At 64.4% G+C, this 14,802-nt stretch carries 14 protein-coding genes; 7 read left to right on the top strand and 7 right to left on the bottom strand.

Annotated elements, in window-relative coordinates:
- Positions 1 to 81 precede the first annotated feature (81 nt).
- Positions 82 to 1,854: an aspartate--tRNA ligase gene (aspS, locus tag K410_RS0121515; RefSeq protein WP_028136790.1), complete on the bottom strand. Its 1,773-nt coding sequence runs from the start codon at positions 1,852 to 1,854 to the stop codon at positions 82 to 84.
- Between the two features lie 196 nt (positions 1,855 to 2,050).
- On the opposite strand from aspS, the gene K410_RS0121520 reads away from it, so the two are divergent.
- Positions 2,051 to 3,523: a protein adenylyltransferase SelO gene (locus K410_RS0121520; protein WP_028136791.1), complete on the top strand. Its 1,473-nt coding sequence runs from the start codon at positions 2,051 to 2,053 to the stop codon at positions 3,521 to 3,523.
- A gap of 115 nt (positions 3,524 to 3,638) precedes the next feature.
- Here the strand turns inward: K410_RS0121520 and K410_RS0121525 are convergent, their stop codons facing one another.
- Positions 3,639 to 4,172 carry an REP-associated tyrosine transposase gene (locus K410_RS0121525; protein WP_028136792.1) on the bottom strand — a complete coding sequence of 178 codons (534 nt, stop codon included), beginning with the start codon at positions 4,170 to 4,172 and terminating at the stop codon, positions 3,639 to 3,641.
- 188 nt (positions 4,173 to 4,360) lie between these two features.
- Between K410_RS0121525 and K410_RS0121530 the strand changes: the two genes are divergently transcribed.
- The 5 genes from K410_RS0121530 (at position 4,361) to rnd (ending at position 9,928) form a co-directional block, all read left to right on the top strand.
- The gene (locus K410_RS0121530) at positions 4,361 to 5,209 is read left to right on the top strand and encodes a phosphodiesterase (RefSeq protein ID WP_028136793.1); all 849 of its coding nucleotides are present in this window, start codon (positions 4,361 to 4,363) and stop codon (positions 5,207 to 5,209) included.
- 1 nt (position 5,210) lies between these two features.
- Complete coding sequence (locus tag K410_RS0121535) at positions 5,211 to 6,161, top strand: carbohydrate ABC transporter permease (RefSeq protein ID WP_028136794.1); 951 nt, start codon at positions 5,211 to 5,213, stop codon at positions 6,159 to 6,161.
- Positions 6,158 to 7,027: a carbohydrate ABC transporter permease gene (locus tag K410_RS0121540; protein WP_028136795.1), complete on the top strand. Its 870-nt coding sequence runs from the start codon at positions 6,158 to 6,160 to the stop codon at positions 7,025 to 7,027. The genes K410_RS0121535 and K410_RS0121540 overlap by 4 nt, the downstream gene beginning before the upstream one ends.
- An 11-nt stretch (positions 7,028 to 7,038) precedes the next feature.
- Positions 7,039 to 8,370, top strand: a complete 1,332-nt coding sequence (locus K410_RS0121545) for an ABC transporter substrate-binding protein (RefSeq protein ID WP_028136796.1) — start codon at positions 7,039 to 7,041, stop codon at positions 8,368 to 8,370.
- Between the two features lie 409 nt (positions 8,371 to 8,779).
- On the top strand, positions 8,780 to 9,928 hold the full coding sequence (rnd, locus tag K410_RS0121555) for a ribonuclease D (RefSeq protein WP_028136797.1): 1,149 nt from the start codon (positions 8,780 to 8,782) through the stop codon (positions 9,926 to 9,928).
- A gap of 145 nt (positions 9,929 to 10,073) precedes the next feature.
- On the opposite strand, the gene K410_RS0121560 is transcribed toward rnd, so the two are convergent.
- The 5 genes from K410_RS0121560 to K410_RS0121580 all read right to left on the bottom strand — a co-directional run bounded on the left by K410_RS0121560 (position 10,074) and on the right by K410_RS0121580 (position 13,680).
- Positions 10,074 to 11,456 carry an aspartate aminotransferase family protein gene (locus tag K410_RS0121560; RefSeq protein ID WP_028136798.1) on the bottom strand — a complete coding sequence of 461 codons (1,383 nt, stop codon included), beginning with the start codon at positions 11,454 to 11,456 and terminating at the stop codon, positions 10,074 to 10,076.
- Positions 11,457 to 11,665: 209 nt separating this feature from the next.
- Positions 11,666 to 11,836 carry a hypothetical protein gene (locus K410_RS40495; RefSeq protein WP_196236032.1) on the bottom strand — a complete coding sequence of 57 codons (171 nt, stop codon included), beginning with the start codon at positions 11,834 to 11,836 and terminating at the stop codon, positions 11,666 to 11,668.
- Positions 11,837 to 11,866: 30 nt separating this feature from the next.
- Positions 11,867 to 12,430: an isochorismatase family protein gene (locus K410_RS0121570; protein ID WP_028136799.1), complete on the bottom strand. Its 564-nt coding sequence runs from the start codon at positions 12,428 to 12,430 to the stop codon at positions 11,867 to 11,869.
- Positions 12,431 to 12,455: 25 nt separating this feature from the next.
- Complete coding sequence (locus K410_RS0121575; RefSeq protein ID WP_028136800.1) at positions 12,456 to 13,076, bottom strand: GNAT family N-acetyltransferase; 621 nt, start codon at positions 13,074 to 13,076, stop codon at positions 12,456 to 12,458.
- Positions 13,063 to 13,680, bottom strand: a complete 618-nt coding sequence (locus K410_RS0121580) for a hypothetical protein (RefSeq protein WP_028136801.1) — start codon at positions 13,678 to 13,680, stop codon at positions 13,063 to 13,065. The genes K410_RS0121575 and K410_RS0121580 overlap by 14 nt, the downstream gene beginning before the upstream one ends.
- A gap of 71 nt (positions 13,681 to 13,751) precedes the next feature.
- Between K410_RS0121580 and K410_RS0121585 the strand changes: the two genes are divergently transcribed.
- Positions 13,752 to 14,792, top strand: coding sequence for a LysR family transcriptional regulator (locus K410_RS0121585; RefSeq protein WP_028136802.1), 1,041 nt, complete (start codon positions 13,752 to 13,754; stop codon positions 14,790 to 14,792).
- The last annotated feature ends 10 nt before the right edge of the window (positions 14,793 to 14,802 follow it).

A 14,802-nucleotide genomic window follows, 5' to 3' on the forward strand; every position in this document is an offset into this window, starting at 1 on the left:
CGCGACCTGGGCCCCGGCTCTGCAGCGCATCACTCGCGTGCTGCACTGCGTCCGGGGCACGAGGCCGAAACCGCCGCGCCATCACTTCTGCGGCAGGTTCACTCGCACGTGCAGCTCGCGCAGCTGCTTGGTGGTGGCTTCCGACGGGGCGCCCATCAGGAGGTCCATGGCCTGCTGGTTCATCGGGAACAGCGAGATCTCGCGCAAATTCGTGGTGCCACAGAGCAGCATCACGATGCGGTCGACGCCCGCGGCCATGCCGCCATGCGGCGGCGCGCCATACTGGAAGGCGCGGTACATGCCGCCGAAGCGGTCGACCACTTCCTGCTCGCCGTAGCCTGCGATCTCGAACGCCTTCACCATGGCTTCCGGCACGTGGTTGCGGATGCCGCCCGAGGCGATCTCGTAACCGTTGCAGGTGATATCGTACTGGAACGCCTTGATGGTGAGCGGATCCTGCGACTTCAGCGCCTCGAGGCCACCTTGCGGCATCGAGAACGGGTTGTGCGAGAAGTCGACCTTCTTGTCGTCCTCGTTGTATTCGTACATCGGGAAGTCGACGACCCAGGCGAGCTCGAACCGCTCCTTGTCGGTGAGGTTCAATTCCTCGCCGACCTTGTTGCGGGCAAGGCCTGAGAACTTCCAGAACTTGTCGGGATCGCCGGCGACGAAGAAGGCGGCATCGCCTTCCTTCACGCCGATCTGCGCGCGGATCGCGGCGGTGCGTTCAGGCCCGATATTGTTGGCGAGCGGGCCTGCGCCCTCGCCGCCCTCGCGCCACATGATATAGCCGAGGCCGGGCTGGCCCTCGCCTTGCGCCCACGAGTTCATGCGGTCGCAGAACGCGCGGCTGCCGCCGCCCGGCGCCGGGATCGCCCAGACCTGGTTCTTGGGGTCCTCCAGCATGCGCGCGAACACCTTGAAGCCGCTTCCGCGGAAGTGCTCGGAGACGTCCTGCATCTCGATGGGGTTGCGCAAATCCGGCTTGTCGCTGCCGTATTTGCGCAAGGCTTCCGCGAACGGAATGCGACGCCAACCTTTCGTCACGGGCTTGCCCTTCGCGAACTCCTCGAACACGCCGGTGATGACGGGCTCCATCGCCGCGAACACGTCCTCCTGCGTGACGAAGCTCATCTCGACGTCGAGCTGGTAGAACTCGCCGGGCAGCCGGTCGGCGCGCGGGTCCTCGTCGCGGAAGCAGGGCGCGATCTGGAAATAGCGGTCGAAGCCCGACATCATCAGCAGCTGCTTGTATTGCTGCGGCGCCTGCGGCAGCGCGTAGAACTTGCCGGGATGAATGCGCGAGGGCACCAGGAAGTCGCGCGCGCCTTCCGGCGAGGACGCGGTCAGGATCGGGGTGTTGAACTCGAAGAAGCCCTGCTCCTCCATGCGCCGGCGCATCGACTTGATGATCGCGACGCGCGTCATGATGTTCTGGTGCAGCTTCTCGCGGCGCAGGTCGAGGAAGCGATACTTGAGGCGGATATCCTCAGGATATTCCTGGTCGCCGAAGACAGGCAGCGGCAGATCGCCGGCCGGGCCCAGCACCTCGATCTCGCTGATATAGACCTCGACCTTGCCGGTCGGCAGGTCGTCATTGTCGGTCCCGTCGGGGCGGCGGCGGGCCTTGCCGTCCATCCGCACCACGAATTCCGAGCGCAGCTTTTCGGCCAGCGAGAACGCCGGGGAGTCCGGATCGACCACGCACTGGGTCAGGCCGTAATGGTCGCGCAGGTCGATGAACAGCACGCCGCCATGGTCGCGGACGCGATGGACCCAGCCCGAGAGGCGGACCGTCTCGCCGATGTTGCTCTCGCGGAGCGCGCCGCATGTATGTGACCGGTAGCGATGCATGGTCGTCCCAAAATCGATGTCTGAGGAATCGAATCGGACCACCGGAAACGGCCGGTCCGAGATTGCGGCAGGGTTTACCCGACGAGGCCCGAGGCGGCAACCAAGGGAACGCGCTGTTTTGGACCCGGAGGGCCCATTTTTGGCTTATCAGAGACCGAGCCTTTGCCATCAGGCGTTCCAGCCCTATCTTGAGACCATGACGGTGCATTTCCCCTTCCAGAACTCCTATTCGGCCCTGCCGGACAGCTTCTTTGCCCGGGTGGCGCCGACCCCGGTCGCCGCGCCGCGGCTGATCAAGCTGAACCGGCCGCTCGCGCTCCAGCTCGGCCTGGATCCGGACCTGCTGGAGACCCCCGAGGGCGCGGCGATCCTGGCCGGCAAGACGGTTCCCGAAGGCGCCGATCCCATCGCCATGGCCTATGCCGGGCACCAGTTCGGGCATTTCGTGCCCCAGCTCGGCGACGGCCGCGCCATCCTGCTCGGCGAGGTCATCGACAAAGACGGCGTCCGCCGCGACATCCAGCTGAAGGGAAGCGGCCCCACCCCGTACTCCCGCCGCGGCGACGGCCGCGCCGCGCTCGGGCCGGTGCTGCGGGAATACATCGTCAGCGAAGCGATGTTCGCTTTGGGCATTCCGACCACACGCTCACTCGCCGCCGTCGTCACCGGCGAGCACGTCATCCGCGAGACCGCGCTGCCCGGCGCGGTGCTGACCCGCGTCGCCTCCAGCCACATCCGCGTCGGCACCTTCCAGTTCTTCGCCGCGCGCGGCAACACCGAGGCGGTCCGCGCCCTCGCCGATCACGTCATCATCCGTCACTATCCGGACCTGCTCCAGGCGGAACGGCCGTATCACGCCCTGCTCGCGGCCGTGGTCGCGCGCCAGGCCGAGCTGATTGCGCGCTGGCTGCTGGTCGGCTTCATCCACGGCGTGATGAACACCGACAATTCCTCCATCTCGGGCGAGACCATCGATTACGGTCCCTGCGCTTTTATGGATTCCTACAACCCTGCGCAGGTGTTTTCGTCGATCGACGAGATGGGCCGCTACGCCTATGCCAACCAGCCGCGCATTGCGTTGTGGAATCTGACGCGCCTTGCCGAATGCCTGCTGCCGCTGTTCTCTGACGAGCAGGAGAAAGCGGTCGCCGAGGCCCAGGACATTCTCGGTGCCTTCTCCGACCAGTTCAGCGCGGCGTATCAAGCGGGTCTTCGCCGGAAGGTCGGCCTGTTCACGGAGCGCGACGGCGACGAGGCGCTGATCCAGGACCTGCTCGATGCCATGGCCAAGAACCAGGCCGACTTCACCCTCACCTTCCGCAAGCTCGGCGATGCCGCGGCCGACGATGGCACCGACGTCCGCGCCCAGTTCATGGAGCCCGCCGCCTTCGACGAATGGGCCGGACGCTGGCGCGCCCGCATCGCGCTGGAGCCGCAGAGCGCCGCGGAGCGGCAAGCGGCGATGCACGCCGTCAATCCCATCTTCATCCCGCGCAATCACCGCGTCGAAGCCGTGATCCAGGCCGCCGTGAACGACGACGATTACGCGCCGTTCGAGGAGCTGGTGAGGGTTCTGGCGAGGCCGTTCGAGGACCAGCCGGATTACGCCGGCTATGCCGATCCGCCGCTGCCGGACCAGCGGGTGTTGCAGACGTTCTGCGGGACGTAGTCACAAACGCGATGCGTAGGGTGGATTAGCCGAAGGCGTAATCCACCACCTATCTCACCACACGGAAAGTAAAGAGGTGGATTACGCTTCGCTAATCCACCCTACAGGGCGACCGTCACACCCGCTCACCAAACTCCCCAACGACCTCCTTGTCGCCGCCCCAATCCTCGGGGAACAATCCCGCGCGGACAGCACGGTGAAACGACGAGTATGGCCAGTCATACACCTTCGAGACGTGCCCGTGCTTGACGGGATTGTAGTAACAATACTCGACATGGCGTGCATAGTCGGCCTCGTCCCGGATGAGATGTTCCCAGAACCGTCGCTGCCAGCTGCCGCGTTCATTCCGTGCAAAACGAACTGCGCTCAGTCGCTCCGTCGCCGGAAGTGCTTTGGCAAAACGAGTCTTGATCAACCGCCAGCGCGCCGAAAAATCAGCGTCACCGGACGGCAGCCGCCAAATTGCGTGCAGATGGTCGGGCAGGACCACAAACGCATCGATCTCGAACGGATGGCTCCGGCGCGTTGTCGCCACCGCGTCGCGTAAGATTTCGATCTTGTCCGTCAAAAGCGCTTGGCGTCGGTCGAGCAAGTTCACCGTGAAGAACCAGCATCCCCCAGGAACGAACGCGCGGCGATAGTTCGACATGCGCATTCAATAGCACAACTTGACGTTGGCACACAGAGGTGGATTACGCCTTCGGCTCATCCACCCTACGACATCGTCGCTTGTGGACGCCGGAACCGCTGTCATCAAACTGAAACACACGCGCTCTAACCGCCTGTCAGGGTCGTCTTGCCGGAGGCGCCCGTCCTCCAACGATCCTGACAAGCGCCATGCCCTTCAAATTCATCCACCTCACCGACACGCATCTCGCCAATCCCGGCTCGACGCTCTACGGCCTCGACCCGCGCGCCCGGCTGGACGCCGCCATCGCCGACATCAACGCGCATCAGTCCGATGCTGCGTTCGCGGTCGTGACCGGCGATCTCACCCATTGGGGCGAGGCTGACTCCTACGCCAATTTCGCCGAGGCGATGGCGGCGCTGAAGATCCCGTACATCGCCATGGTCGGCAATCACGACAAGCGCGTCATCTGCCTCGACGCGTTGAAAGCCGCGCCGCGCGATGCCAACGGCTTCGTGCAGGGCACGAAGACCACCGAGCACGGCCTGTTCGTCTTCCTCGACACCTTGGACGAGACCAGTCACGCCGGCGAGATGTGCGAAAGGCGCCTCGGCTGGCTGACGAGCACGCTGGCGGCCGCGCCGGCGGAGCAAGAGTTCGTCGTGTTCATGCACCATCCGCCCTTCCCGGTTGGCGTCCACGCCATGGACGACATCGGGCTGAAGCAAAGCGCGGAGTTCGCCGAGGTGATCGCGCCTTACCGCGCGCGCATCCGGCACCTGTTCTTCGGCCATGTGCACCGGCCGATCTTCGGCAGTTTCGGCAAGATCCCGTTCTCGACGCTGCGCGGCACCAACCACCAGGTCTGGTTCGAGCTCGACCAAAACGCGCCGCACCTCGCCAGCCACGAGCCGCCGGCCTATGGCGTGGTGCTGATCGACGACGACAACATCGTCGTGCACAGCCACGACTTCCTCGACGAAAGCCTGCGCTTCCCGTTCGAGCCGCCCGCGGGAATGGACGGCCGCGACTACGCGCTCAACTTCGCGGCGCGGTGAGATGAGCCTCGCCGAACCCGCGGCTCTCCCGGTCGCGACCTCGGCGGCGCCGCGCCTGGACGTGCTGAAGCGCTTCACCGCGCGCGTCAAAGCCTCGCGGCCGGCCTATCTTCTGCTGCTGCCCTCGCTGGTCTTCCTCGCGCTGTTCACCTATGGCGCGATGGGCCGTGTCTTCATCGATGCGCTGTATCAGCGCACGACGCCGAAGGCACCGGTCCGTTTCGTCGGTCTCGACAACATCAGCGCGGTGCTGGCCGACCCCGCCTTCACCGGCGCGGTCGTCAACAATCTCATCTACGCCGTCGGCACGGCGGTCCCGAGCATCGCGCTGGCGCTGCTGTTCGCGCTGGCGCTGTCGCGCACCCACGCCGTCAGCAGCGCGCTGCGCGCCGCGCTGTTCCTGCCGGTGCTGATCCCGATGGTCGCGGCCTCCGCGCTGTTCATGTTCATCTTCCTGCCCAATGTCGGTCTGCTCGACTATTACATCGGCCGGCTGCTTCCGGTGCTGCCGAACTGGCTCGGCGATCCCGACATCGCGCTCTACGCGATCATGGTCATCACGATCTGGAAGAACGCCGGGTATTACATGCTGTTCTTCCTCGCCGGCCTCCAGGCGGTGCCCGAGGACGTGATGGAGGCAGCCCATCTCGACGGCGCGGGTCCCTATCAGCGCCTGCGTCACATCATCCTGCCGGAGCTCAAGCCAACCTTCCTGTTCGTCACCGTCATCGCGATCCTCAACGCAGTGACGCAGGTCGACCACGTCTTCGTCATGACCCAGGGCGGGCCGTCGAACTCGACCAATCTCGTGCTGTTCTACATCTACCAGCAGGCGGTCGAGCACTACGACATCGGCAAGGCCTCGGCCGCGACTCTCCTGACGCTCGCCGCGCTGATGGGTCTCACCGCGCTCTCGTTCCGCACCATGGCCAGCCGCGAGGGTGGGCCATGAAGCTGATCGAATGGCTCACCAAGGATGCCCCGCTCGCCACCCGCAATGAGATCACTCCGAAGCTCGGCTTTCTGCTGACCGTGCTGCTCGCGATCGTCTGGCTCATCCCCTTCCTGTGGATGGTCGTGGCGACGCTGCGCCCGGCCTCCGACGGCATCAACGCCATGGCCGAGCTGATGCCGAGCCTGAAGCCGACGCTCGACAACGTCAGGGATGCCTGGGAGATCGGCGATTTCCCGCGCTACACGCTCAACACAACGATCATCTGCGCCGGCATCCTGCTGGTGCAGTTCGTCACCATCACGCTTGCGGGCTTTCCCTTCGCGCGCCTGAAATTCGTCGGCAAGACGCTGATTTTCTATCTGTTCCTGATGCAGCTGATGCTGGTGCCGGTGCTGCTGATCGTGCCGAACCTGTCGCTGGTGGCGCAGCTCGGGCTCTACGACACGCTCACCGGCGTGATGATGCCGTTCTTCGCTTCCGCCTTCGGCACCTTCCTGATGCGCCAGGCCTTCGAGGCGATTCCGACCGAGCTGGAGGACGCCGCCCTGATCGACGGCGCCAGCCTCATTCAGCGCATCCGCCACATCTACGTGCCGCTGTCGATGCCGAGCTTCTCGGCCTTCGCCATCATCTCGGTGACCAGCCATTGGAACGACTTCCTGTGGCCGCTGATGGTGATCAATTCGCCCGACAAGCGTCCGCTCACGGTCGGCCTCTCCGTCTTCACCAAGACCGCCGAAGGCACGCAGGCCTGGGGCACCATCGCCGCCGGCACGCTGATGGTGATCGGCCCGCTGCTCATCACGTTCCTCATTTTCCAGAAGCGCTTCATCAGCTCTTTCGTCACCTCAGGCATCAAATAGGAGATTCTTCGATGCTGTTTTCCCGCAGGCTTGCACTCGGCCTCGCCATGATAGGCACCCTGGCCGGCGCCCTCGCCTTCCCGGCGATGGCCGAAGGCCCGACCGAGATCGATCTGTTCTTCCCCGTCCCCGTTGACGGCAAGCTCGCCCGCGACATGGGCACCCTGATCAAGGAGTTCAACGAGACCCATCGCGACATCAAGGCGACCGCGGTCTACACTGGCTCCTATGACGACACGCTGATCAAGACGCGCGCCGCGATCAAGGCCGGCAAGCCGCCGTCCGCGGTGATCATGTCGGCGAACTTCCTGCTCGACATGCAGATCGAGAACGAGCTCACCAATCTCGGTGCGCTGATCAAGGCCGACGGCACCACCAAGGAACAGTTCCTCGGCCAGTTTTTCCCCGCGCTGCACGGCAATGCGGTGATCAACCGCTCGGTCTATGGCGTGCCGTTCCACAATTCGACGCCGCTGCTCTACATCAATGCCGACAAGGCCAAGGAAGCCGGCCTCGATCCGAGCAAGCCGCCGCAGACCTGGGCCGAACTCACCGACTGGGCCAAGAAGCTGACCAAGCGCGACGGCGACAAGGTGACCCAATGGGGCATCGCGATCCCCTGCGCCTATGATTATTGCGGCTGGATGATGGAAACGCTCACCATGAGCAATGGCGGCCGCTACTACAACGAAGAGTTCGGCGGCGAGGTCTATTACGACACGCCCTCGATGCTCGGCGCGCTGACCTGGTGGAACGACCTGATCTATAAGCACAAGGTCCATACGCCCGGCGCCACGCCCGGCCCTGCCGTGAGCACCTCCTTCATCTCAGGCAATGCCGCGATGATGATGCTGTCGACGGGCTCGCTCACTTACGTGCGCGACAACGCCAAGTTCAATTACAAGGTCGCCTTCATCCCGCGCAACGTCCGCAACGCCGTGCCGATCGGCGGCGCCTCGCTGATCGTTCCGGCCGGTCTCGAAGCCGACAAGCAGAAGGCCGCCTGGACGCTGATCAAGTGGATGACCTCGCCCGAGAAGAGCGGCTGGTGGAGCCGCGCCACCGGCTATTTCGCGCCCAACATGGCCGCGTACAAGACGCCCGACATGGTCGAGTTCCTGAACAAGAACCCCGACGCCAAGACCGCCGTCGAGCAGCTCGACGTCGCCAAGCCGTGGTTCGCAACTTACAAGACCGTGCCCGTCCGCAAGACCCTCGAGGACGAGGTGATGCTGGTCCTCAACGGCAAGAAGCAGCCGAAGGAAGCCCTCGCCGCCGCCCAGAAGGCCGCCGACGAGACGCTGAAGCCGTACAATGCGGAGACGTCGCTGAAGCTGCCGTAAAGCGGCCGACATCGGCGAACGACCGTCGGCGCTCCGTCATGCGGGGCGCCGAATTCGTTTGGGCAAGTCCCTCATTAACCCCCCGTCCACCATCCGGATGCGCCTACCGCCGGTAACCATTGGAATTAACAGACCCTCAACATACCCCCGACAAATCTATCAATGTTTCTGGAGATTTCGCCGTGGATCTGTTGGTTTTCGAGTTCCTGGGGCTGGCGCTGGTCGTCATGTGCGTGATCGTGGTGGCGCTGCCCTGCGCCCGCAAATCCTCGCACCGGGTCCGTTACGAATAGAAATTTCGTCGGAAAAAGCGATTCCGGCCCCGATGCAAGGCTCGAATTCGCATCGAGCCCCTTGACATCACAGCACTTTCGGCAGAACGGCTGATACCAAGTGTCATGGGCCGTTCATGGATTTGATTACCACCACCGCTGACCTCGCGGCTGCCTGCAGCCGGCTGGCCAAGCACCCCGTCATAACCGTCGATACCGAGTTCCTGCGCGAAACCACCTACTACCCGCTGCTGTGCGTGGTGCAGATGGCCAGCGCCGAGGAAGCCATCGTCATCGACACCCTGGCTGCCGGCATCGACCTCAAGCCGTTCTTCGAGCTGATGGCCAACGAGAGCGTGCTGAAGGTCTTCCACGCCGCCCGTCAGGACATCGAGATCATCTGGCATCAGGCCGGCATCATCCCGCACCCGGTGTTCGATACCCAGGTCGCCGCGATGGTGCTCGGTTACGGCGACAGCATCGCCTACGACGCTCTGGTCGAGAAGGTTACCGGTCACCGTCCGGACAAGACGCATCGCTTCACCGACTGGTCGCGCCGGCCGCTGACCAAGGAGCAGATGCACTACGCGGTGTCCGACGTCACCCACCTGCGTGACGTGTTCGCCGCGCTCGACGCCGACCTCAAAAAGCGCCGCCGCAGCGAATGGGTCTCGATCGAGATGGAGGTCCTCACCTCCCCCCGCACCTACGACTTCCATCCCGAGCGGGCCTGGGAGCGGCTGAAGACGCGCGTGCGCAAGCCGAAGGATCTCGCGGTGCTGATGGAGGTGGCGGCCTGGCGCGAGCAGGAGGCGCAGAGCCGCGACGTGCCGCGCGGCCGCGTGCTGCGCGACGAGGCGATCACCGACATCGCCACCCACGCGCCGACCACGCTGGAGAAGCTCGCCCATCTGCGCTCGGTGCCGAAAGGGTTCGAGAAATCCAAATGGGGCGCGGACATCGTCGCCGCGGTCGAGCGCGGGCTCAAGCGGGATTTTTCGACGCTGCCGAAGCTGGAAAAGCCGCGCAACAATTCCAACGGCGCCGCCATCGTCGAGCTGTTGAAGGTGCTGCTGCGCATGACCGCCGAGCGCCACGCGGTCGCCAGCAAGGTGATCGCGACGGTCGACGACCTCGAGGAGATCGCGGCCGACGACGAGGCCGACGTGCCCGCCTTGCGCGGCTGGCGCCGCGAATTGTTCGGCGATGCCGCGCTCAAGCTGAAGCGCGGCGAGCTGGCGCTGGCGATCGAAAAGGGTCGCGTGATCGGGGTGCAGCGGGCGTAGGTTCGCTGCCGCCACGTCGTCATTGCGAGCGTAGCGAAGCAATCCAGACTGCCTGAGCGGAAAGACCCTGGATTGCTTCGTCGCATCTGCGCAAAATTGCTCCGCAATTTTGTCGCTGAGCTCCTCGCGATGACGAGGAGAGACCTTACGCCGGCGTCAGCTTGGCGACTTCCGCCTTCATGTCGTCCAGCACGCCCGAGATCGCGGCGACCAGATCGTCGATGTGGGATTTGTTGACGATCAGCGGCGGGCAGATGGCGATAGCGTCCAGCATGTTGCGCGAGATCACGCCGCGCTCCTGGAGCATGCGGCTGGCGATGCCGCCGACCGCGCCGGGCGTTGCCGCGGCGGTCTTGCGCCCCTTGTCGAGCACGAGCTCGATCGCCGCGATCATGCCGACGCCGCGAACCTCCCCGACCAGCGGATGGCTGGTGAGCTCGCGCAAACGGCCCTGCATGTAGGCGCCGAGCTCGGCCGCATGCGCGACCAGGCCGCGTTCCTCGATGATCTTGAGGTTCTCCAGCGCGATCGCCGAGCCGACCGGATGGCCGCCGGCGGTAAAACCGTGGCCGAGCACGCCGATCTTGTTACTCTCGTCCGCGATCGGCTCGAACATACGGTCGTTCATGATGATCGCCGAGAGCGGGAAATAGCTCGACGTGATCTGCTTGGAGACCACGATCGCATCCGGCTTGATGCCATAGGTCTCGCAACCGAACATCTTGCCGGTGCGGCCGAAGCCGCAGATCACCTCGTCGGCGACCAGGAGGATGTCGTACTTCTTCAGGACCGCCTGGATCTTGTCCCAATAGGTCGCCGGCGGCACGACGACGCCGCCCGCCCCCATCACCGGCTCGCCGAAGAACGCCGCGATCGTCTCGGGCCCTTCCTTCTGGATCAGCGCGTCGAGCTCCTCGGCGCGGCGCGTCGCAAACGCCTCCTCGCTCTCGCCGGCGGCGCCGTCCTTGTAGAAATGCGGCGAGCCCGTGTGCAGAATGTTCGGCAGCGGCAGGTCGAACGAGCGGTGGTTGTTCGGCAGGCCCGTGAGGCTGGCGGAGGCGATGGTGACGCCGTGATAGGCGCGCATCCGGCTGATCACCTTCTTGCGCTGCGGCTGGCCGAGCGCGTTGGAGCGATAGGCGATCAGCTTCAACACGGTGTCGTTGGCTTCCGAGCCGGAATTGGTGAAGAACACCTTGCTCATCGCGACCGGCGCGAGCGCGACCAGCTTCTCGGCGAGGTCGATCGAGGGCCCGTGCGATTTGGCGGAGAAGGTGTGATAGAACGGCAGCGCCTGCATCTGCTTGTGCGCGGCCTCGACCAGCCGCTTCTCGTTGAAGCCGAGCCCGACGCTCCACAGCCCGGCCATCGCCTCGAAATAGCGCTTGCCCGACGCATCGAAGACGTAGGGACCATCACCGCGTTCGATCACCAGGGGACCGGCCTGCTGATGCGTGCGCGCGTTGGTGTAGGGATGGAGCTGATAGGCCACATCCCGGGCCTCTTGCGAATTGGGCAGCATGGACATTTGCGAGGATCCTTGAAAGCGTCACGTCGCAGGCATAGCCGGCGTCATCACTCGATGATCAAGTCCCTTGGCTATTGCGACAGCGCAGAACTTGCAACGCCAATTCGCCGGCAGCAAGCGCTCAGCAGCGTTGCACAAAGCCGCAGACGACAAAGCCGCGCATCACGGAACGGCACATCGCAGAACCGGAAACGGCTAGGGGGCAGCTCTCACGCCGCGCCGTCGTCATGCCCGTCGTCGGCGCCGGCTGCGGCTTCCCTCACCTCCACCAGCGCCATCGACAGCAGATAAACCGTCGTCGGCAGACCAAGCCTGCGCGCCTTCTCGGCGGCATGCGACAGGTCGCTGGCCAGCTCCTCGAGCTCGTCTCCCCGTGACAATCCCGCACCCCATCCGCCGGTCGCGGCCGCCTACACCGCGACGACGCCGCTGGTTCTGATCAGTTCGGCGCTGGATTGGATTATAGCAAAATTCCCGACCACATTCACTACCGCATGCTTATAGGCGGCGGCATCGCCTGTGCCCGGCTGGCGGCAAGCCACGGCGTCGGCGACAACCTGGTAGTGATGGCTGCGGTGAAACCCGTCGGCGGCGGTGGCCAGGATGGTCTCGTCCAGGGAGAACCCGACCAGAATGCAGCGCACATTGCGGATATTGGACATGTAGTCCACATACCGCGACGAGCTATAGGCGGATGGCAGCGGATGCTCGAACGTCAGTTCCCCCGGCCGCGGCTTCATCTCCGCGATCCAATCGGTCAGCCTGGATGCCGGATTGAACCAGGCGGCCTGCGCGATGCGCTTCAAATGCATCACCGGCCACAGATTGGCGCGCCACAGCGTCAGGAGTTCCAGGCAGCGCGCCGTGGCGCCGTCGCCGTCGAGGATAACGTGGCGGCGCCCTGGGGTTAGGTATTCGATCTGCAGATCCGCGCAGACCAGGATCGACGGATCGTCGTGGATGGAAGCCAGCATTATGTTGCGCCGAGCTGCACCAGTTTCAGCGGTCGGCGAGCGCGAGGTCCCGCAGCGGTGAGGTCACCGCCCGCCCCGCCGAAGCGTCGAGCACGCCCGGCCGGTCCCAATCGCCCTCGGGACGGATGATCACATAGGGATCGCTGTCCAGCGTGATCGCGTCCGGGCCCGGCTCGATCTCCAGCAGCATCTCCGTGTAGGAAAAATCCGAGAAGGTGATCTTGCGATTATGGCCGAGCGGCTTGGCGCCGAAATGCGCCCAGAAATCGACCAGCCTGTCCTGCGCCTGACCGTAGATCTTGCGAAATCCCTTGCGCTTCACGTAGTCCACGCTGGCCTGCACCAGCTTGAACGAGACGCGCGAGCGCCGGTATTGGTGCCGCACCGCAAGCCGCTCCACCTTGGCGAAATCGCCGAAGAAGCGCACCCGCAGGCAGCCCGCAGGTTCGTTGCCGACGAAGCCGATGAAATGCGCCGCGACCATGTCGTTGCCGTCGAACTCCTCCTCGAACGGACAATCCTGCTCTGCGAGATAGACCGCGGAGCGAATGGCGGTGACCAGCATGAGATCGTTTGGATCGCGCGCAAGGCGGATGGTGATGGCGCGGGAACTGGGCTTGGCGACGGGAATCCTAGTACCGTGCATCTGCAAAACTCCTTGCTTGAATGATCGCGCCCGGCATGCGCATCGGCTGCCGATGCCAGGGCCGCTCGTAGCACCAGAGGTCGGGCTGGAAGCTTGGGACCGGCGCGAAGCCGGTTGCCCTCATGATGTTGCGTCCGGCCACCGTTGACGGCTGCGCATAGCAATCCGCGCCGCGAAACCTTAGCTGTCGCAGATGTGCCGCGGCCTTGCCGAGACCGGCGACGCCCCGCCCCGTCGCCGCGATCGCCCAGATGTAGATGGCGGCGACGTCTTCCTTCGCGGAAGCGAGATAGCGCGTCTCGGGCGCGGTAAGGCAGATCTCGTCGAGCAGCAGCGCATCATGCCCGCGGTCATTGAGAAACAGGAAGGCCATGCCGCCGACGAGACGGCCCCTGCGGCTGAACGTCAGAATGCTCTGAGGATCGAACGTGGCATATCGCGCAAGCTCTTCCGCTCCGATCCGCACGCCCGGCACCAGCCGGTGCGCCATCTGCGCCAGCGCGGCTATTTCGGAAGATTGCGCGCACCGGACGTCCACATCCGGGCTCAGCGGCAAGGCATCGAAATCATGCCTTGCGGCAAACGAGCCCCTTTCCATACCCATATCACGCCTCTATCGTTCGAGGCTTTCGTGCCCCGCTATTCCGAGGAGCTTAGCGGCTGGAGATCAGGAGTATGCACCAGTTATTGCACCGGGGTGCTGCGATGATGCAGCACCGTGAAGAGGCCCTGGATGCGTCCTGGGACGATTTGAAGCTGTTTTTAGCATGCGCAAAATATAAAAGTTTCCGCAACGCCGCCGAGGAGCTCGGGCTCACCTCGACCACGCTGATGCGCCGGGTCGACCGGCTCGAAGAGAGCATTGGCTGCAAGCTGTTCCTGCGCGACCAGAGCGGGCTCACGCTCAGCGATGAAGGCACAGCAATGATCGCCGACGTTGCGCATATGGAGCGTCACGCCTTCAACGTCTTCCGGCGCGCCTCGCGATCGTCGAACGACACCTCGGGCACCGTGCGCGTCGCGGTGACGGAGGGGCCCGGCAATTTCTGGATCCTGCCGCGACTGATCGACTTCCAGAAGACCTACCGCAGGATCACCGTCGATCTGCGCTGCGCGATGGAGCAGGCCGACGTCGCACGGCTTGAATCGGACATCGCGATCCAGCTCGAGCCGCCGACCAATCCCGACCTGATCGTCGCCAAGCTCGGCCGCCTGCACATCTATCCCTTCGTCTCCAAGGAGTACGAAAACCTCTACGGTGTGCCGACGACGCTTGCTGAGCTGAAGGACCACCGCATCATCAAGCAGAGCGCACCGCAGGTCGACGACGGCGCCTATGCCCGCGTGCTTGGACTGAAGTCGCTGGAGGGCATCGTCGGGATCAAGACCAATTCCTCGGTCGGCGTGCTCTATGCCGTCGAACGCGGCGCCGGTATCGGCTTCCTGCCGACGGTCTCGATCGCGCTCGGCGCGCCGCTGATCGCCGTCGATCTCGGCGTCAGCCACCACGCCGATCTCTGGCTCACCTATCACAAGGAGTTCCGAACCTCCGAGCGCCACAAGATCGTGGTCGACTGGCTGAAGAAGATCTTCGATCCCAAGACCTATCCCTGCTTTCGCGACGAGTTCATCCATCCGAACGCGCTGGTGCCGATGATGGCGGCCGCGCGCGAGGGGTTTGGGCTGACGGGATATGTCGCGGCGACGCCGGCTTGAGCGCGGGCGA

The sequence above is a fragment of the Bradyrhizobium sp. 22 genome, assembly GCF_000482425.1.
Lineage (GTDB): Bacteria > Pseudomonadota > Alphaproteobacteria > Rhizobiales > Xanthobacteraceae > Bradyrhizobium > Bradyrhizobium japonicum_B.